The organism is Streptomyces lunalinharesii (assembly GCF_039532155.1).
Classification (GTDB): domain Bacteria; phylum Actinomycetota; class Actinomycetes; order Streptomycetales; family Streptomycetaceae; genus Streptomyces; species Streptomyces lunalinharesii.
In genome coordinates, this window is record NZ_BAAARK010000025.1 from 21,733 (window position 1) to 40,200 (window position 18,468).

Sequence of the window (18,468 nt, forward strand, 5' to 3'; positions counted from 1 at the left end):
GCCAGATGCATGGGCGACCCGGGCGCGGGCGCGGGCACTGGTGTGCTCGACTTCGATCGCAGGCACGACGCGGCCGGGCAGCGGCACCGGCAGCTCCTCGCTGCTCGGCTTGTTGCTCCCGAACGGGGTTCAGCCGGTCCGGCAGGTCAGGTCCTTGGCGGGGAGTCTGCCCGTGGCCAGTACGCCATGGCACTCGCATCCTCGTTGTCCGGGGGAACGTCGCCGGCGGAGGTCGGCGGGAGGGGACCTCGTGCCTGTCCGGACGCTGTGGGCTTCTTGCCGTCGGCCGTCTCCTTCAGCCCGGCGACCGGGACGGCGGCCTTCTGGACGCGGGCGAACACGGCGCGCCGAGTGCGGATGCCGTCACCGGTCAGGAGCGCCCCGCCGTCCTCGACGGGGGTGGCGTCAGCCCTGGCCACGGGGTTCCAGAAGGTGTTGCGGACCTCGGCTGGGGTGCGGCCCAGTCCGAACGTCGTGTGCCGCCGGGCCGGCCACCGGGTCCACCGTGTGAAGGCGGTCTCGGCCCGTTCGGCCTTGGCGAGGAACATGCCGCGCCCGTAGCCCGCGGGGTCGGCCGCGCTGTCCAGTACGAACCGGTCGGTCCGCCGGGGGAACAACTGCGTGTAGACGGCGCCGAGACAGGTGCCGTGGGACATCCCCAGGTACGAGATCTTCTCCTCGCCCAGCGCGGCGCGGATGGCGTCCATGTCGCGTGCGGTGTTGCGGTTGGTGAGGTGGCGCAGTGCGTCGCCCGCCGCGGCTCGGCACTTGGCGGCCACGGTACGGGCCCGCCCCACGTCCCTCGCGAAGGTCCCGGCCTGGTACGGGCGCTCGGTGTCCCGGTCGTCGTCGGTCAGACCGCAGCTGACGGGAGAGCTGTGCCCGACGCCCCTCGGGTCGACCCTCTGTCGGGGATCTTGGTTGCGCCGTGAGGTGCAACCAAGATCCCCGACAGAGCAAGTGAGGAATACGTCCCGGCTGCCGCCGGCGGGGCTGGACGCATTCGGAGCAGCCCGAAGCCCCGGCGATTCCGTCCCTTCCCTGCCGAGCTCAGCTCAGCTCGCGGAGCGAGTCGTCCGGCAGGATCCTGGACTTCCCGTCGGCAGTGGCGATGCGGTACGCCAACGGAGCGGACGGGGCATGGCCCAGAAGGTGTTCGGGGTGCCAGATGACCTCGATCAGCCGACCGGTCCCGCCGTCAACGAGGTATTCGTCACCGAGGCGGATCGCCCTGCCGATCAGGGCGGCGCAGTCCGGTTCTGCCAGAAGCAGAGTGTCGAGCGCCCCGCGGGCAACCCGCAGCCCCGCCTCCCATGCGGCAAGCAAGGTGCAGTCCGGGTGCCCCGGGAAGCGGCTCGTGAGGACCGCCGAGGCGGAGGTCACGTACTCCCAGGCGCGTGCCGCGTGGACCAAGTCCGCCCCATCGGGACCAGAAGCCTCGGCGAGCGGCACCGTCGCGAGACGCGTGTCGCACCAGGCGTACCAAAGGCAGCCGGTGGCAACCCGATGCCGCAGTCGGCCCGGCCGTCCACGGACGGCGTCGGTGTCGTAGCCCTCCAGATGCGTCAGGAGAAGCGTCAGCGCGATGACATCACGGGCGGCTCGGCGGGCAGAGTGGTGCTCGGTTGCGGCGACGTCCTTGAGGTACGCATCGGCGGCCCGCTTGGCCTGGAACCATCTGATCGGTATGTGAACCGAGCCCTCTTCGATCACAGCGCCACCCTCCTGACAGTGCTGACGTACCGGTGCCTGAAAGGCTGGTCGACCGGCCCTTTCCCATGGACACGCGAGGGCCCGGACGCGAGGTTCAGACACCACGCGTGTGTTTCGGAGACGGGCACCCGTAAGCCGGGAGTGAGCGGCCCGGACCGGCCCTTGGGGATGACGGCAGCCCGCTGAACCCGTCGCCAAGCTGCGTCCGTGTACCAGGCGACTGAGCCGCCGGCTCTCCGTCCACCAGGAAAGATTCGCGATGACTCATGCCATGACCATGCGCACCCGCCTGATCGCTGCCGCCCTCTCTGTCCCCGTCGCCATGCTCGCGCTCTCCGCATGCGGTGGCGGCGAGGGCAGCAGCGGCAGCACCCAGGAAAAGCCGCCAGGACGCGCAACGCAGGCCGCGCCCACCAAGGCGGGCGTGCCCGTGAACGACGACCGCGGCGCCGGGCAGACGCCCGTCGCCAAGGGGGACACCTGCAATCCCTCTGACTTCTCGCTGGAGATCACCGCCTCCCCGAAGGCAGACGACGGCGGCCAGAGCCGTCTTGTGCTCGCCGTGAAGAACACCACCGACCACACGTGCGCGGTCAGCGGTGTTCCCACCGTGGAGCTCCATGGGCCCGACGACGCGAAGTACGGGCCGGTGTACGAGGTTCCGAGCGGGCCGAAAACCTCCGCTACGGGCAAGGTCGTACGGATACCGGCGGGGCAGTCGGCGGGCGTCGAACTGACCTACCTCAAGGACGAGAACGCGGGCGCCTGGATGCCCACCGAGATCAGCCTCGCGCTGCCCGGGGCGAAGAACGAACCGCTGAAGGCGGCCTGGCCGTCGGCTGATTCCGGCATCACAGCGGGGGCCGTCCAGCGCCAGGACGCGGCGACCTACCCGGGGACGTTCAGCGGCACGTTCTCGCCGCTGTTCTGACCCGGTATGACGCCACTTTGATCTGCTTCCGCTCCGATAGTCGCGGACCGCGGTCAGGCCCGTGTCCCGGGCCCGTCGACGACCGCGACCGCCCCAAGCGGTGGCCGCGACGCGTCCCTACTGCCCGGCGTGCGCGGCCACGGTCCCGAAAGCCCCCGTGCTCGGGACCACCCCGGCCGACGGTCCCCGCCCGTCGGCCGGGGTCGTCGTGTTGCCGTGCACCAGGCGACGCCATGCCCGGATGAACCGCAGACGCACCTGAACGTATTGTTCGCCGCGGCTCTCCGCGAGCACGAACCCGGCCTGACCGCACTCCAGTTGTGTCCCGGCCGAAGCGTGCCCGGGGCCCACATCGATGCAGACGCCAGCGTGCTGTCAGGCCCGCCCTCGCCTCGATAGACTCCTGGCCGCGCCTCGCGGGCGAGGCGATGTCGGGAGGGAACACATGCACATTCGTCTGCTCGGTCCCATGGAACTGCGGACCGAGGACGGTGGTCTCGCCACGATCGCCGGGGCGAAACGCCGTGGCGTACTGGCCCTCCTGGCAATGGAGTTGGGGCGCAGCGTGCCGGTGGAGCGCTTCTTCGAACTGCTCTGGGGCGAAGAGCCTCCCGCCCAGGCCAAAGCGGCTCTCCAGGGGCATATCGCCGCCCTGCGCAAGGTGCTCGCCGGTTCGTCCTTCGAACTCCTCACGCGTGCGCCGGGTTACGTCCTGACCGGCGACCCGGAGGCCGTGGACGCCCTGCGGTTCCAGACCCTCACCGCCCGGGCGGCAGCGACGCCCGACGACAGGCAGGCTGCCCGGTTGATCCGGGAGGCGCTTGCGATGTGGCAGGACCCGGTGCTGGCGGACCTGCCGGACACCCCGTTGCGCCAAACGCTGGCGGATCGCCTGGACGACTCGCGGGTCCGGGCAACGGAGGCGTGGGCCGCGTGCGAACTGCGTCTGGGCAACGGTGCCGTGGTCATCCCCGCCCTGGAGCTCGTCGCCCGCACCGACGGGCTGCGGGAGCCCTCGCTCGCCCTGCTGATGCGGTGTCTGCACCAGGCAGGGCGCGGCTCCGATGCACTCCAGGTCTTCCAGGAGGCGACGATACGCCTCGACGAGGAACTCGGTATCCCTCCCGGCCCGGTGCTCCAGGCCGCCTACGCCGCCATCCACCGCGCTGAACCACAGGCACAGAGTGCGGCGCTGGTGGCTCCTGCCTCCGCGTCGCCCTCCGCAGCCGAACCGGAAACCCAGCCGGAAAGCTTCCCTGCGGCACCCTCCGACGTGGGTCCGCCGGCCACCCGCGGACCCATCCCGCAGATGCTGCCCCGCCAGACCGCTGGATTCGTCGGTCGCACTCGCGAATCGATGTGGCTGGACCAGGAATTGGGTGCGGAGCGCGCCGGCAGCGGTCTGGCCGTCGTGGTCGGATTGGCAGGTGTGGGGAAGACAGCCACGGTCGTGCGGTGGGCGCATTCGGCGGCGGCCGGATTCCCGGACGGACAGCTGTTCACCGACCTGCGCGGCTTCGACCCCTCCGGCCCGATGGACCCCGCGGATGCTCTCGGTGACTTCCTGCGCGCCCTGCGGGTGCCCGAAGCCCGGATACCGGAGGATCCGGACGCACGGTCGGCGCTCTACCGTGAGCAGACCCAAGACCGCCGTCTGCTGGTCGTGATAGACAACGCCGCCACCGCGGGGGACGTGCTTCCGTTGCTTCCCGCCCACCCCGCGTGCGCGACCGTCGTCACCAGCCGCAACGCCCTTGAAGATCTGATCGTCACGCAGGGTGCGTCCGTGCTGCCCCTGGACGTCCTGGCCCCGAAGGACTCCTGGGCTCTGCTGGGCCGGCTGCTGACACCCGAGCGGGTCCGGGCCGAAGAGGACGCGGCGCGGCGCCTGATCGCCCTCTGCGACCATCTCCCGCTGGCCCTGCGCATCGCGGCCGCCCGTCTGGCCACCCGCCCCGGCTGGACCGTCGCCGACCTCGTCGCCGCCCTCGAAGACGAGCGCACGCGGCTGCTCGCCTTGGACATCCAAGGCGCCGTCAGTGTCCGGACCGCCCTGGCCTTCACCCATCGCCATCTGGCCGCAAAGGCCGCCCACCTCCTCGCCCTCCTCACCGCCCACCCCGGCACCGAGGTGGACGCACCCTCCGCCGCCGCGCTGCTGGGCTCCGACATCGCCACCGCCCGCACCGCGCTCAGCAATTTGGCCGCCTACCACCTCCTCGACGAGACCGCCCCCGGCCGCTACAGCCGCCATGACCTCATTCGCCTTTACGGAGCCGAACTCCTTGCCGAACAGGGGCCCGAGGCCCATAGGGAGGCCGTCGCGCGGCTACTGGACTACTACCTGGCCGCGGTTGCCCACGCGGCCGTCCTGCCGCAGCCGCTCAGCCGGGTCTTTCCCCCGCTGGAGTACCCACCGGGCAGCCTTCCCCGCATCACCGGCGTCAGTTCCGCACTGGCGTGGTTCCGCCTTGAGGAAGCGACCGTTCGCCCCCTGGTGCAGACCGCGGCCCGCAGTGGTGAGTACGAACGCGCGTGGCGTCTGGCCGAGTCGTGCAACGGGCTGTACCACGGCGCGGGCCGGGTCGCGGACCGGCTGAAGTGCCTGCGCTCGGGCCTTGCGGCGGCCCGGCACCTCGCGGACCCGGAGGCAATCGCCACGCTGGAGGCGTCGACCGCCTCCGCCCTCATCGAAAGCGGACGGGAGCAGGACGCCCTGGCCCACGCGGAACAGGCCGTCGGCCGTACGACACCGCAGCACGGCCATGTGCACATCCACGCGCTCGCCACACTCGCCCTGGCCCATGCCGTCGTGGGAAACCTGGACCGTGCCGACGGCCTCTCGGAGTCGGCCCTCGCGCTCATCCGCGACACCGGGCTCATGGAGCGCGCGGCCTTCACGCTCAGTAACGCTTCCGCGATCAAGGGGATGTCCGGAGACGCCGAGACCGCGCTGCGTTACGCCCGCGAAGCACGCCAGGCGCTCCGCGACCACCCGGATGCCACCTACCACCTCTCGGCGATGGTCAACGAGGCTCACGCCTTGCAGGACCTCGGACAGCGGGAGGAGGCCGAGGCGGTCTGGACCGAGACGTTGGCGCGCTGCCGATCAGCGGGGAGTCTGCATCTGCATGCGCTCACCGAGCACCACTTCGCCGACTTCCTGCTGGAGGAGGGACGCACGGCGGAGGCGGTGGACCATCTGCGGGCCGCCATCGCGTTGTACGACGAGCGTGGCAACCGGGCTGTGGCCGAGGAGTTGACGGATCAGCTGGCGGCGCTTGCCCATCAGTGCGGTCCGGAGGCGGGGTAGCGGTCCTTTTCCCTGCGCGGCCGTCGACGAGCCCCGATCGGGGGCTCCGCCCGCCTGCTCTCGCACGGTCAGCGTTCAACTGTCTGCGTGAGCACCGAGATCAGCTGCTGCACACCGTCCTCCCCCAGCCGGTCCATCAGAACGGCCACCCATGCGGCCGTGCGCTGGAGCTCCTGCTCGGACCAGGTGTGCGCGGAAGGGTGTTCACCGATCACCAACGCGTCGGCGAGAAGGCACAGTTGGGAAAAGTCTTCTTCGCCGAGCCGCCCTCGAACCAGCTCCGGCAGCTCCTCGACTTCGTCGTGCCAATACCGGGCGGCAACGGAGCGCGCGGCATCGATCACGGTCGCGGCGTCGGCCGGGGGAACCGGCAAGCCCGTGCCCAGAGGGAGTTCGCTCTCCGGCGCCTCCGGAGGGTCCGGCAACGCATCGAGGAACCGACGGACGGTCTCGCGTCCGCGGGCGTCCCGCTCGGAATGCATCCGCCAGCCCCCCTGGCCGTCGATCGGCGCACGTGATTCGGCCCTGCGGCGCACCACAGCGGGGGCACGATTGCGCCTCCTCCCGAGTGCCACGCCCTTCGTCGGAGGTGCCGCCCTGTGGAAGCCGGCATCGTGCTCACTCACCCACCAAGCATACGACCCCGATATGGACCGCGGAGCGTCGGTGGAGCGGCACCTCCCTCGGGGGAACGGAGGCGGGCACAGGAGCGGTTCACGAGCCCATGCGTCGAACCGCGGGTGGGCACCCGCGGCTCGGTTCGCTCTTGTCTTGGCGCGCTCCCCCGGCCCTCGTCGGGGGAGCGCGCGACGGCTGCCGGGCGTGTGGTCAGTTGCCACAGTTCAGCTTCACGACGTCCGCTGCGTGATGCGCCCCGTCTGCGTCCTCGCCCCTGGTGTGCATCACCACGGCGACCGAACGGCCGGTGGACTTGAGCTGCCCTGTGGTGAACCACTTGCCGCGGTTTTCGACCTGGTCGATGTCGAAGGTCCCCAGAGTGTTCGCGCCGGCGCCGGCGCCTGGGTGGACGCTGTAGAACGTGGACCTGCCGCCGACCCGCTTCACATCGGGGTTGTCGGGAACGTGGACCTGTACCTTGCACGTCGCGCCGTTCAGCGAATCGGCGGTGAACGTCCACACCGCGGAGTTCCCGTCGTCCTTGGCGGCGCTGCCGGACATCGGCACGGCGTCGTACTGTCCGCTGCATCCGTCGCCGGTGTAGCCGCCCGTGGTGTCCCGTATCCAGCCGCTGTCGCCGTCCTCGTAGTAACCGTTCTCCGTGAAGGTGGCGCCCTTGCTGCCGCATCCGCGACCCACGATGCCGCTGTACGCCGAGCCATGGGAGTCAGAACCGGGCATCTGCGAGATCACCACGGTGACACCGACGAGCACGAGGCCCACGGTCGCTGCGGCCGCGATCATCGGCTTGGAGATTCCGCGGCGCCGCGACCGGTTGTCACCGACTCCAGCGGGGGAAGTCTCTTCCGTCCGGGGCCCGGCCGGGCCCATCGTCACCGTGGAGGTCCGCTGGGATTCCTGACGTCCCGTCCCCGGCGCCGCCCCGAAGTAACCCACACCGATGCGTGGCGCCCACCGCTTCCTGCCCGCTGCGTCAGGGGGGCGCTGCGCCGCTCCCCCAGGCGCGGGTGTCTGTGCAGCGGCGGCGGGCTCTTCACCGCCCCATGCCACCGCCGGCAGCTGGTACCCCGCGTCTTCCTGCGGATCGGGCGTGCGCCCACCTCCGACGCGCTCCTTGCCCACTGATGCCCCCTTCAGCGACGTGAACCGGCCGGGACGTCCCGAACGGCACTCCGTGCCTGTGCCCGCCGTAGACGCGCCCGGGGCGTTCCCACTTCTCACAACGGGCCGGCGCCTGCGTGGGGTTCACCGGCGGCGTCCGCTCGGGAGCCGCAGCTCAGCCGTGGTAGCGGGCGAGCGCCCGGCCGTAGACGTACGCCTCCTGCCCGATGCCGCTGCACGCATCGCCGTCGTGGTTGTCCGGTGGGCAGGCGCGGTCGCGGTTGACCGCCCAGAAGGACAGCCGGGCCAGGTGGTGTGCGGAGGCATAGCCGACGATCGTGCGGTAGTCGGCGAGGGTGACCGTTTCGCTGGTGTCGGTGATGCCGTTCATCGACGAGATGCCGGTGTGGGCGTAGGCGGTGGCCCGGTCGTATCCGTAGGCGTCGCGCACCGCCCTGGCCACTCCGTCCGCGCAGGTCGTCGTCACGGCGGCCATGGATCCCCGGTGGGCACCGAAGTCGAAGGTCATGGCGACCCAGCCGTCGATCTCGACGCCGACCGACGCGGCCCTGTTGATGAGGGCGAGTCCGTTTTCGTCGGGGCCGTCGGGCTCGGCGCTGAAGGTCACATACTCCTTGATGCCCGGGTTCTTCTCCTTGACGATCTTCAGCGCGTCGATCGTGTTCGCGCGGGAATCGGCGCTGCGGGCCTCGTCGGCCTCGATGTCGATGTCGATCGCGCGCAGCCGGTAGGCGTCGATGACCTTCTGGTAGGCGCCGGCCAGTTCCTCGGCGGAGCCACACGCCTGGCCCAGTTTCCGGCCCGACCAGCCGCCGAAGGAGACCATCACGTCGCCTCCCGCGGCCCGGATCCTGGTGATCGCCTGCGCTTCGGGACCGCCGTTCAAGGGCCGGGTGTCGTCCCATACGGGATCGCAGCTGCCGTCGCTGGTGACGAAGGCGAGGGCGAAGTGCTTGGTTCCGGTGGTCCGCATGATGTCGAGCGGATCCTGCGGATTGCCCCACCCAAGGTAGAAGTAGGGCGAGTTGCGGCCGACGGGCTCGGCCTGGTGCACCGGGCTCGGGACAGCGGCGGTCGGCGTCGGGCCGGCCGTACGCGTCCGGTCGTGCGCATGGCCCAGGTTGTCTGCGGGGGTCGGGGAGCCGACGGCGGCCTGTCGGTGGCCGGTGGACGCGGGGCCGTCTCCTGGGGCGGGAAGGAGAAGCGCACCGGCGAGGACGGCACAGGTGACGACGGCCAGGGCGAGCAGGCCCGAGTACCCCGGAACGCATTTCTTCACGGCTCCTCCTGGCCTGTCGTCGAACTGTTCCGCCTTCGAGCTGGTTCGTCTTGGGGTCCCACGGCCTGACGCACGGAGCGGTTCATGGGGGCGCCCGGCGGCGCACGGCAACGTGCCGCCCGGCAGGGGGCCGGGCGGCACGTCATGGCTGCGCGCGCCTAGTTCGCCCATTTGCGCATGAGTTGGTCCGCCCTCTGGTCGTGGCTCTGCTGCCAGTTCTTGGCGTTCTCGGCCCCTTCCGGACTGTCCGCGGTGTAGGGGTTCCGGGCGTTCATCTCGTCGAACTCTTCCTGGCTGAGCTCACCGCCGCCCGCGACAGCGTCGAGGTCACCGTCGGTGAGTTCGATCGCGTCAGGGCGAGGCGCCACGTTGTCCGCCATGGTGGTCCTTTCTGTTCGTGAACCGTCCTTGTGGATCTGTGGATCCGGACGTCTGCGACCGACACTGGGCCGCTCGACATCATGAACGGACCGCGGAACGCGTTCAGTTCACGGCGGCGCGGAAATCCGGGGAGCTCGTCAGGGCGTTCCTCCGTGAACCGGCGGAGGTGCGGCACCCGTTCCACGTGACGGGGCCGCGCCTCCCGTGTAGTACGCGCCGGCCTTCAGTGAGCGCGTTGCACCACGCGCCTTTCACTACGCACCAGCCATGTCCGCCGGAGGTCGAGGAAAACGCCGATGAGCGCACGTACGGCAGCCGCATCCACGACGGCTCAGCAGGCGACCGGGCCCGTTCCGTCGTCCGAACTCCGGCCCGTGGGGCCCCATCTCGTCGTCGCGCCCGACAACGCGATCCAGGGACCGCTCGCGGAGTCCCTGGCCGCCCTGTCCACCGGCGCCCGCACCCTGGTGGTGCTCACCGCCGCCCGCGACGCGGCGGCCGTCCTGCGCAGGGAACTCGCCGAGGTGGCCCGGATCGCCAAGGAACGGGGCGTCACCACCCTGGTTCTCGCCACCCCCGGACTGGCCGCCGCAGGCAGTGGCGGACCGCGCCCCGCCGAGCTGCTCGCCGATGTCCTGGGGCTGGCGGTCGTCGCGCCGGACGGCGTGGTCTCCCTGCTGTCCGACGGCAGGCTGAAGGTCGTGGCAGGAGCGACCGGTACGCCGGCCTCGTGGTGGCGGTGCGCACCCGCGCAACCGTCCACGCGGCTGGGCGACACCTGGCCCGAGCCGCAGGCCGTGCGGCAGCACCTTCCCCCGGTCGGCCCCGCCGTCGTCACCGAGATCGCCAACGGCTACTGGATAACCTCCGCCCCCTCGGAGCAGCGGCCCGGTGCGCTCGGTGACGCCTGGGCGGGGGAGGGCACCGTGACCGTGGTCGTCGGCTCGCCGGAGTCGCCCACCGTCCGCCCCGAGCAGCTCGCCGAAGCCGTCCGGCCCCGCACCGGTCAGGGGTCCCAAGTGGTGCTCAGCGCGCCGTGGTCCGCACCGGCGCCGCTGTACGACATGGCGGCCCGCCTGGCGGAAGACCTCGACGAGGAGGTCCTGGTCTCCCTCGGCCTGCCGATGCCCACCGCCTCGGGTGGTCAGCCCGCCGCCTTCCGGTCACTCGGCCTGCAGGGCGGGTGCGCCCCCGTGTATCTCGACGCGGACGGTTGCCCCACCTGGGAGCCGTATCTGACGAAACTCACCGCGGCGCGGGACCGGCGGTGGATCGTCCCGACCAGTTGGCGCCGACCGGTCCCGGGCGCGACCTGTGTCGGCCCGGCGGTGTTCGAAGCCTTTCCCGGCTGGGAACTCGAAGCCGTGCCAAGCGGGTTGTGGCTGCGGCAGGAGGGGGCTGCCGAGGACGGAGAGCCCCGTTTCCGGGCAGCGGACCCGCAGCTGCCGCTGCTCATGGTCGGCGAGAAGGGCCGGTCGCTGCCCACCGACATCTGGGAGAACGTGGGCGAACTGCTCAAACGGCTGCCGCAGCACGCGGAGGAGCCGCTCGGCCTGATGATCCGGGGCACAGCCGACACCGCGTCCCGGTCAGCGAGCCGCCTGACCGTCCGGGCCTTCGATCTGGTGCCGGTGGATCCGGACACGCAGCCGGGCGAGGTCGCACGGCGCTCGACGCCGGCAAGGGCGCGGCGCCAGGGGCAGGTGGCCACGCCTGCGCCAACGGGACCCGCCACGGTGGTCGCTCCGCCGACGGGGATCGTGACCACCGTGCCCGCATCCCATGCCGACGCCGACATACCACGTCCCGTGGCGGACGTGTCCCGTCCCGTCGGGCCGCCATCTGCCGATCCCCCTTCGTCCGTGCCCGCTCCGGCACTTGAGGACGCCGGCGCGCCGTCGCGCAGGCGCGATGCGGGGGACGCAACGGCGTGACGGCTTCTCAAGAAAAGGACGACCATGACGCAGAACGACGACAACGAGGCGATCGAAGCGACCGACGCCGATGACGCCGAGCCGGAAACGGATGACGTCGACCGCGACGGCGACGTAGCGGCTCCGTCAGCGGAACCCGCGCTGGAAAGTTCACCGGAAAGTTCACCGAAGAACGCCGACGAACGCATCAGGAAGCGCACAAAAGGATGGTTGCTGAGCTGATACCGGAACGGGCAGGGCCGGATTGGGAATTGCGCTCCGGCCCTCGTTTCGCGTTTTCCGGGTCCTGACCGAAGAGCGAATCCCAGGCCGGTGAACCAGATCTGCGGCGTGCCCCGTAGTGAAGAGTGCCGGTGCCTTCGACGTCGGCCTGCAAGGTTCCGGAGAAAACGGTTTGACCGCCGATATCGAAAGGACACTCCTTGACGAAGGACAACGAGAATACCGTGGAGCTCTCCGACACTGACCTGGACGGCGTTGCCGGCGGCTGGTCCGGCGCCGGCAACGTCAACGCCACCGCCCCCGTCTCCGAGCACGAGCAGACGCTGGAGCTCCAGGCCGGGATGACGTACGAACAGGCCGGCAACTCCTTCCCCGGCAACGTGGACAACCCCACACCCGCGGGGCCCGCAGAGGGCTGAACCTCTTCCGCACCGCACCCCGTATTCCCTTGTGTGCGTTTCGCATTCGACGCCACTGGCAACGGCCCCGGAAAACCCGAAGCCGTATCGCAGCGAAAGGAACTCTCATGACGAATGACCCGAACCACGATGCCGTCGAACTCACCGATGCCGACCTGGATTCCGTCGCGGGCGGTGACGGCGAGGTGACGATGGACCGGCAGCCGACTGTCCCTTACGAGCAGGAGCCGCAGGGCCAGGTGCTCCCGACTGTCGACCGGGAGTACGGCGAGCCGGCGCTCCTCGCCACCCCGCGCGAACCGAACTGCTGACGAGGGCTGATCTGGGCTGAGGACCGGAGCCGGATCCTGCTCCGGTCCTCAGTCCCTTCCCATCCGGACGACGACACACAACACCAGGAGGGCGGGCGTCATGGAGTACCGCCGCAACGCGTTGGCCCGGCTGGAGCAGCCGGAAGAGCTCGATGTGCCGGTCCGGTTCGCCCACTCGGGAGGCTGGCTGGCGCTCGGCATGCTGGTGGTGGCTCTGCTCGCCGGTGTCGGCTGGGCCTTCGTGGGCACCATCCCCCGCAGCGCCACGGGCGCCGGGATCCTGACCCATCCGCACGGCGGGTTCCCGGTGACCAGCACTGCGGCGGGGCAACTTGTCTCGATCGGCGACAACTTGGCGGTGGGCAAGACCATCAACGCCGGAGACGTCGTGGCCCAGGTGGTGACTCCGGACCAGCAGCGGGTCGATGTCCAGGCGGCCGCCTCGGGCGTGGTGACCTCGGTGGCCGCCCACAACGGCCAGGTCGTCACGGCCAATACGCCGCTCGCCATCGCCGAGCCCGCCTCCGACGCCGACGCGCAGCTGGTGGCGGTGCTCTATCTGCCGCCCGGCAGCATCGCCGGGATCGCCGTCGGCCAGCAGGTCGACCTGACCGTGGCGAGCGCTCCCCCACCCAAGTACGGAAGCATGCGGGGTACGGTCGCGGCCGTCGGCAACGTACCGGAGAGCCGTGCCCAGATCGCCTCGTTCCTCGCCGACGAGGATCTGGCCGCACGCTTCGCCCAGAGCACGCAGCCGGTTCGGGTCGTGGTGCAACTGACACCCGCCAAGGGCCGTACGCCCACCGGACTGGTGTGGTCCAACGGCGCCGAACCGCCCTTCCCACTTCCCTCCAGGTCCCTGGTCAGCGGCTCGGTCCACCTGGCCGGCCTGCGCCCCGTCGACTGGTTCGGGAGCAAGTGATGGCGATCGCGACGAGGGCCGCCGGCGCCGGCGCGGTAAAGCCGGTACGCACCACGCCGACCCTCCAAATGGAGGCCGTCGAGTGCGGTGCCGCATGCCTGACCATGATCCTGGCCCACCACAAGCGGTACGTTCCGCTGGAGGAACTGCGCCTGGTCTGCGGCGTGTCCCGGGACGGCTCGAAGGCGTCCAACCTGGTCAAGGCCGCACGCAGTTACGGGCTTGTCGCCAAGGGACTGCGCGTCGAACCCGACGGCCTCGCCCGCATTCCGGGTCCGGCCATCGTGTTCTGGGAATTCCACCACTTCGTGGTGTACGAGGGCACCGGGCGCCGGTTCGGCCGGCCGGTCGTCTTCCTCGACGACCCGGCCAACGGGCGGCGCACCGTGACCCCCGAGGAGTTCGACGCCTCCTTCACCGGTGTCGTCCTCACCTTCGAGCCCGGGCCCGACTTCCAACCTGGTGGACGCAAGCCCCGCCCCCTCTCCGGGCTGTTCTCGCGGCTGCGCGGCACGGGTTCCCCCTTGGCGCTCGCCATCGTCGCCAGTCTGCTGCTCATCCTCGTCGGTCTGGCCATGCCGGCGTTCACCCAGGCGTTCATCGACGGCGCCCTGCTGCGCGGCGACACCTCGGTACTGGCTCCGCTGTTCGCCGCGATGGTCGCGGTCATCTTGATCGGCACGGGACTGACCGCTCTACAGCAGACCTTTCTGAGTCGGGTTCAGATCATCACCGCGACGCTCAGCCATGCCGGTTTCTTCCGGCACCTGCTGAAACTTCCGGTCCATTTCTTCGCGCAGCGCAGTCCCGCCGAACTCACCCGGAGGCTGGGGACGGCTGATTCGATCGCGCAGATCCTGGCCCGCGATCTGGTCACCACGGCCGTCAACGCGGTGGTTGTGGTCGTCTACGCGTTCCTGATGTGGTCCTACGACCCCCAGCTCACGCTGGTCGGCATCGGCATGGCGCTGCTGAACATCGGCGCTCTCAAAGCCTCCTCCAGGATCCGGGAAAGCCTGGTGGCCAAACTCCGGGCCGACCGCGCCAAGTTCTACGCGGCGTCCTTCGACGGTCTGCAACAGATCGAGACCCTCAAGGCGACCGGCGGCGAGAACTCCCATTTCAGCCGGTGGGCCGGGCACCATGCCTCGCTGCTGGACACCCAGCAGCGGGTGGGCGTGCCCACCTCCCTGCTGGCCACCGTGGCACCGCTGCTCGCCGCGCTCAACAGCGCGCTGGTGCTGTACATCGGCGGTATGCGGGCGGTCGACGGCCATGTGTCCATCGGCATGCTGGTCGCCTTCCAGGCCCTGATGACCGGCTTCTCCCGGCCGGTCGGTGAACTGAGCGGCGTCGCGGCTCGCGTCCAGGACTTCGCCGTCGACGTGGCACGGCTGCGCGATGTCGAGCAGTTCCAGCCGGACGATGCCTTCACCCGGCCCGAACCGGAGCGGATCCGCCGTCTGGTCGGCCACCTCGAACTGGACGACGTCAGCTTCGGCTACAGCCCCCTGGGCCCACCCTTGCTGCAGGGCTTCTCGCTCACCGTCGGCCCCGGCCAGCAGGTCGCCCTGGTCGGCGGATCGGGCAGCGGCAAGTCCACCGTCTCCAAGCTGGTCTCGGGCCTGTACAAGCCCTGGGACGGCGCGATCCGGCTCGACGGACAGCTCCGCGAGGAGGCGCCGCGCAGCGTGCTCGCCGCCTCCGTGGCCTTCGTCGACCAGGACATCTTCCTCTTCGAGGGCAACGTGCGGGACAACGTGGCTCTGTGGGATCCCACCATCCCGGACGAGGCGGTGATCGCCGCGCTGCGGGACGCCGAGGTGTACGAGGTCGTGGCGGCCCGCGGCGGTATCCATGAGTCCCGGGTCGAGGAAGCGGGCCGCAACTTCTCCGGCGGGCAGCGTCAACGCCTGGAGATCGCACGGGCCCTGGTGCGCGACCCCAGCGTGCTCGTGCTCGACGAGGCGACCAGCGCGCTGGACGCCGAGACCGAACGGAAGATCGCCGACAACACACGCCGCCGCGGCTGCGCCTGCCTGGTGATCGCACACCGGCTGAGCACGGTCCGCGACAGCACCGAAATCATCGTCATGGAAAAGGGGCAGGTCGCCGAGCGCGGCACCCACGACGAACTCATCGCGGCGGGCGGCGCCTACGCCGACCTGGTTCGAGGCCACTGAGAGGGAGGCGTCCACCATGACGGAACCACGGATGTCGCCGGTCGCCACCGAGGAACAGCGGGTGGCGGACACGACGGCGCTCGCCCCCTACGCCGGCGAGGCGGCCGACGGCGACACGGTCGCCCTGCTGGGCCCCGGCCCGCTGTGGCTGGTCACGGGCGGCGAGATGGACCTGTACGGGGTGGCCGGCCTCGGGCGCGGTCGTTGGCGTTTCCTGGCCCGGCTCGGCCCCGGCAGTGTGCTGCCCAGCTGCTCCAGCGGGCCCGATCACGTCCTGGTCGGCCGTCCCGCGCCGGGTGCCTCGCTGCACCGCCTGGACCTCGTCCGGCTGCGGGCCGAACTGGCTCGGCACCACGACGAGCACTCCGCCCCCGATGCCCTGCCGCCGCAGCACGAGGCCCTCGCCCGCGGCGTCGGATCGGGACTACAGGGGATGCTCGACTGCCTGAGCACGACCTTCCTCAGCGAGGGGGATGCCGAGGATGATCGCACCCCCCTGACACCGGGCTCCGTGAAACTGCCCGCGGGCCGGGAGGGCGTCTCCGAGAGCGGCCTGCTGTGGGTGGGCATCGGCGGCGGCACAATCAACACCGCGCTCGGCCAGTCCGGCGCGGGCGAGGTGATCCCGCTGGCCGGGGGCGACGTGCTGCGGGCGACCTCGGAGACCGTACTGGGGCTCTGCCGTACCGGCGATCTGCTACTGGACGGTTCGCTCTGGCCGCAGCTCGCCGAGTGCGAGCAGCGGGTGCGGTACCTCTTGGACCGTCAGCGGCGGCACGACGAGGAGAGGCTGCTGGCCGGCCGGACCGCCGCCGCCCAAGCGCTCTCGGGAGCCGTACGGACGCTGCACTCCCAGCTGAAGCCCACCTCCGGTGCCGAAACCGCCGAGCAGCCGGCGACCGTGCCCGACGGCCGGCCCGGCCCGGATGCCGAGCCCCCTGCCGACGACGCGACGTTCGCCGCGGTCACCGTGGTGGCCAAGGCCATGGGGATCACCCTCACTCCCCCACCGAGCGACGCCGACAACCGCCTGGACCCGATCGAACGCATCGCGCTCACCTCCCACTTCCGCCTCCGGCGCGTCGGGCTCAAGGCGCAGTGGTGGCGCAGCGACTCCGGCCCGCTCTTGGGCAGGATCGGCGAGACCGGTGCCCCGGTAGCCCTGCTCCGGCACCGCGGCGGCTATCGGGTCGTAGACCCCGCAACGGCCCGGGCGCGGCGCGTGACGGAGGAGGTCGCCGCGGAGATCGAGCCGACCGCGGTGATGTTCTACCGGCCGCTGACCGCGGAGACCTCCGGTCTCGTCGGCCTGCTGAAGTTCGGTCTGCGCGGCAGCACGCCCGACCTGCTCCGAGTGGCCGCCGCCGGCGGGGTGGCGGTGACCCTGGGTCTGGTCGTGCCGGTGGTGACCGGGAAGGTCCTGGGCACGTTCATTCCGAACGGTGAACGCGGGCAGATCGCGCAGGCATGCCTCGCGGTCGTACTGGCCGCTCTGGTCTCGATGGCGTTCACCGTGGTCAAGAACCTGTCCATGCTCCGTGCCGAGGGACGCTTCGAAGCCTCCCTCCAGGCAGGAGTCTGGGACCGTCTGCTGCGCGCTCCGGCCGGATTCTTCAGCCGGTACTCCACCGGCGAACTCGCCGGAACCGCACTCGGTATCAGCCGCATCCGGATGTCCGTCTCCGGCATCACCACCACCATCACCCAGACGATCCTCCTGGCGATCTCCAACTTCGTTCTCCAACTGACCTACAGTGCATCGCTCACCTTGCTCTCCCTCGGCCTGGTCCTGGTCAACGCGGCGGTCTTCGGCGCCCTGGTCATGCGGCAGCTCAGGTGGCAGCGAGAGCTGATGCAACTCGACGACAAGCTGACCGACAAGGTCTTCCAGACACTTCAGGGGCTGCCCAAACTGCGGGTGGCCGCGGCCGAGAACTTCGCCTACGGCGAGTGGGCCAAGCACTTCGCCCGCAGTCAGGAGCTGACCCGTCGGGTGCTGCGCCTACAGCACGCGGTCACCGTCTTCACGTCGGCGTACGTCCCCCTGAGCACTCTGGCGCTGTACGGGACGCTCGCCGCGTCCGGCCCGGGAAGCCTTTCGGTCAGTGAGTTCCTCAGCTTCTCGGTGGCCTTCTCGATCCAGCTGTCCGCCACCGCTCAACTGGTCGGCGCCGTTGCGTCGCTCGGCTCCATCGTGCCGCTCTTCGAACGGCTCAAGCCGATCCTCGAAGAGCCCAGCGAAGTCCCCGAGGGCGCCGAAGCGCCTCGACCTCCGGGCACGTTGACGGGAAAGATCGAGGTACGCGATGTGTTCTTCAGCTACGGCAAGAACGGCCCGCCCGTACTCCAGAACGTGTCGCTGGAGATCGAGCCCGGGGAGTTCGTTGCGATCGTCGGTCCCAGCGGCAGCGGCAAGTCCTCGCTGCTCCGCCTGCTGATCGGCTTCGAACGCCCCACCACCGGCTCGATCCGCTACGACGACCAGGACATGGCCGGCCTCGACACGGTCGCGACACGGCGCCAGTGCGGTGTCGTCATGCAGCACGCCCGCCCGCTGCGCGGCTCGATCCTCGACAACATCCGGGGCGCCGAACAGCACTCCATGGCCGCGGTGCGGGCCGCAGTCGAGATGTCCGGACTCGCCGACGACATCGAGGCGATGCCGATGGGGCTGCACACCGTGCTCTCCGACGGGGGCAGTTCGCTCTCCGGTGGTCAGCGGCAGCGGTTGATGATCGCCCAGGCGCTGGTCCGCCGCCCGAAGATCCTCTTCTTCGACGAGGCGACCAGCGCCCTGGACAACGAGACCCAGCGGATCGTGACCGAGAGCACCCGCACCCTGCGCGCCACTCGCCTGGTCGTCGCGCACCGCCTCTCGACGGTCCTGGACGCCGACCGTATCGTCGTCCTCGAACAGGGCCGCATCGTCCAGAACGGTTCGCCAGCCGAGCTCCTCGCCGACGAGGACGGTCTCTTCCACCGCCTGGCACGCCGCCAGCAGGGGTAGCCGCTGCCGGTCAACGGCGCGGCGCGCCGCGGACCCCACCGGCGCGGAGCCCCTTGCCCAGGCCAGGGGCTCCGCGGCGTAGGCGCTTCCGG

14 protein-coding genes and 1 pseudogene are annotated in these 18,468 nt (G+C 70.6%); 9 read left to right on the top strand and 6 right to left on the bottom strand.

All coding sequences use genetic code 11. From position 1 onward, the window contains the following. Positions 1-146: 146 nt before the first annotated feature. Both ABD385_RS29620 and ABD385_RS29625 read right to left on the bottom strand, forming a co-directional pair. Positions 147-890, bottom strand: a pseudogene (locus ABD385_RS29620) (alpha/beta fold hydrolase); the annotation flags it as partial. Between the two features lie 160 nt (positions 891-1,050). Continuing rightward, on the bottom strand, positions 1,051-1,713 hold the full coding sequence (locus tag ABD385_RS29625; RefSeq protein ID WP_344581849.1) for a hypothetical protein: 663 nt from the start codon (positions 1,711-1,713) through the stop codon (positions 1,051-1,053). Positions 1,714-1,984: 271 nt separating this feature from the next. Between ABD385_RS29625 and ABD385_RS29630 the strand changes: the two genes are divergently transcribed. Then, positions 1,985-2,644, top strand: coding sequence for a DUF4232 domain-containing protein (locus tag ABD385_RS29630; protein WP_344581851.1), 660 nt, complete (start codon positions 1,985-1,987; stop codon positions 2,642-2,644). Between the two features lie 445 nt (positions 2,645-3,089). Further along, positions 3,090-5,957: an AfsR/SARP family transcriptional regulator gene (locus ABD385_RS29635; RefSeq protein ID WP_344581852.1), complete on the top strand. Its 2,868-nt coding sequence runs from the start codon at positions 3,090-3,092 to the stop codon at positions 5,955-5,957. 68 nt (positions 5,958-6,025) lie between these two features. On the opposite strand, the gene ABD385_RS29640 is transcribed toward ABD385_RS29635, so the two are convergent. The 4 genes from ABD385_RS29640 to ABD385_RS29655 all read right to left on the bottom strand — a co-directional run bounded on the left by ABD385_RS29640 (position 6,026) and on the right by ABD385_RS29655 (position 9,377). Then, positions 6,026-6,583: a hypothetical protein gene (locus ABD385_RS29640; RefSeq protein WP_344581854.1), complete on the bottom strand. Its 558-nt coding sequence runs from the start codon at positions 6,581-6,583 to the stop codon at positions 6,026-6,028. Positions 6,584-6,785: 202 nt separating this feature from the next. Next, positions 6,786-7,379, bottom strand: a complete 594-nt coding sequence (locus ABD385_RS29645) for a hypothetical protein (RefSeq protein WP_344581856.1) — start codon at positions 7,377-7,379, stop codon at positions 6,786-6,788. Positions 7,380-7,872: 493 nt separating this feature from the next. After that, positions 7,873-8,997, bottom strand: a complete 1,125-nt coding sequence (locus ABD385_RS29650; RefSeq protein ID WP_344581858.1) for a chitinase — start codon at positions 8,995-8,997, stop codon at positions 7,873-7,875. Between the two features lie 158 nt (positions 8,998-9,155). Beyond that, entirely contained in the window at positions 9,156-9,377 is a 222-nt protein-coding gene (locus ABD385_RS29655; protein WP_344581859.1) for a hypothetical protein, read from the bottom strand. Positions 9,378-9,674: 297 nt separating this feature from the next. Between ABD385_RS29655 and ABD385_RS29660 the strand changes: the two genes are divergently transcribed. The 7 genes from ABD385_RS29660 (at position 9,675) to ABD385_RS29690 (ending at position 18,376) form a co-directional block, all read left to right on the top strand. Continuing rightward, the gene (locus ABD385_RS29660) at positions 9,675-11,312 is read left to right on the top strand and encodes a RodZ family helix-turn-helix domain-containing protein (RefSeq protein ID WP_344581860.1); all 1,638 of its coding nucleotides are present in this window, start codon (positions 9,675-9,677) and stop codon (positions 11,310-11,312) included. 24 nt (positions 11,313-11,336) lie between these two features. Continuing rightward, complete coding sequence (locus ABD385_RS29665) at positions 11,337-11,534, top strand: hypothetical protein (RefSeq protein WP_344581861.1); 198 nt, start codon at positions 11,337-11,339, stop codon at positions 11,532-11,534. Positions 11,535-11,734: 200 nt separating this feature from the next. Continuing rightward, entirely contained in the window at positions 11,735-11,953 is a 219-nt protein-coding gene (locus ABD385_RS29670; protein WP_344581863.1) for a hypothetical protein, read from the top strand. Positions 11,954-12,060: 107 nt separating this feature from the next. Further along, on the top strand, positions 12,061-12,264 hold the full coding sequence (locus tag ABD385_RS29675; protein ID WP_344581865.1) for a hypothetical protein: 204 nt from the start codon (positions 12,061-12,063) through the stop codon (positions 12,262-12,264). A gap of 100 nt (positions 12,265-12,364) precedes the next feature. Next, positions 12,365-13,186, top strand: a complete 822-nt coding sequence (locus ABD385_RS29680) for a biotin/lipoyl-containing protein (protein WP_344581866.1) — start codon at positions 12,365-12,367, stop codon at positions 13,184-13,186. Then, on the top strand, positions 13,186-15,369 hold the full coding sequence (locus ABD385_RS29685) for an NHLP family bacteriocin export ABC transporter peptidase/permease/ATPase subunit (protein ID WP_344581868.1): 2,184 nt from the start codon (positions 13,186-13,188) through the stop codon (positions 15,367-15,369). The genes ABD385_RS29680 and ABD385_RS29685 overlap by 1 nt, the downstream gene beginning before the upstream one ends. Positions 15,370-15,385: 16 nt before the next feature. Continuing rightward, entirely contained in the window at positions 15,386-18,376 is a 2,991-nt protein-coding gene (locus tag ABD385_RS29690) for an NHLP bacteriocin export ABC transporter permease/ATPase subunit (protein ID WP_344581869.1), read from the top strand. Positions 18,377-18,468: the final 92 nt, after the last annotated feature.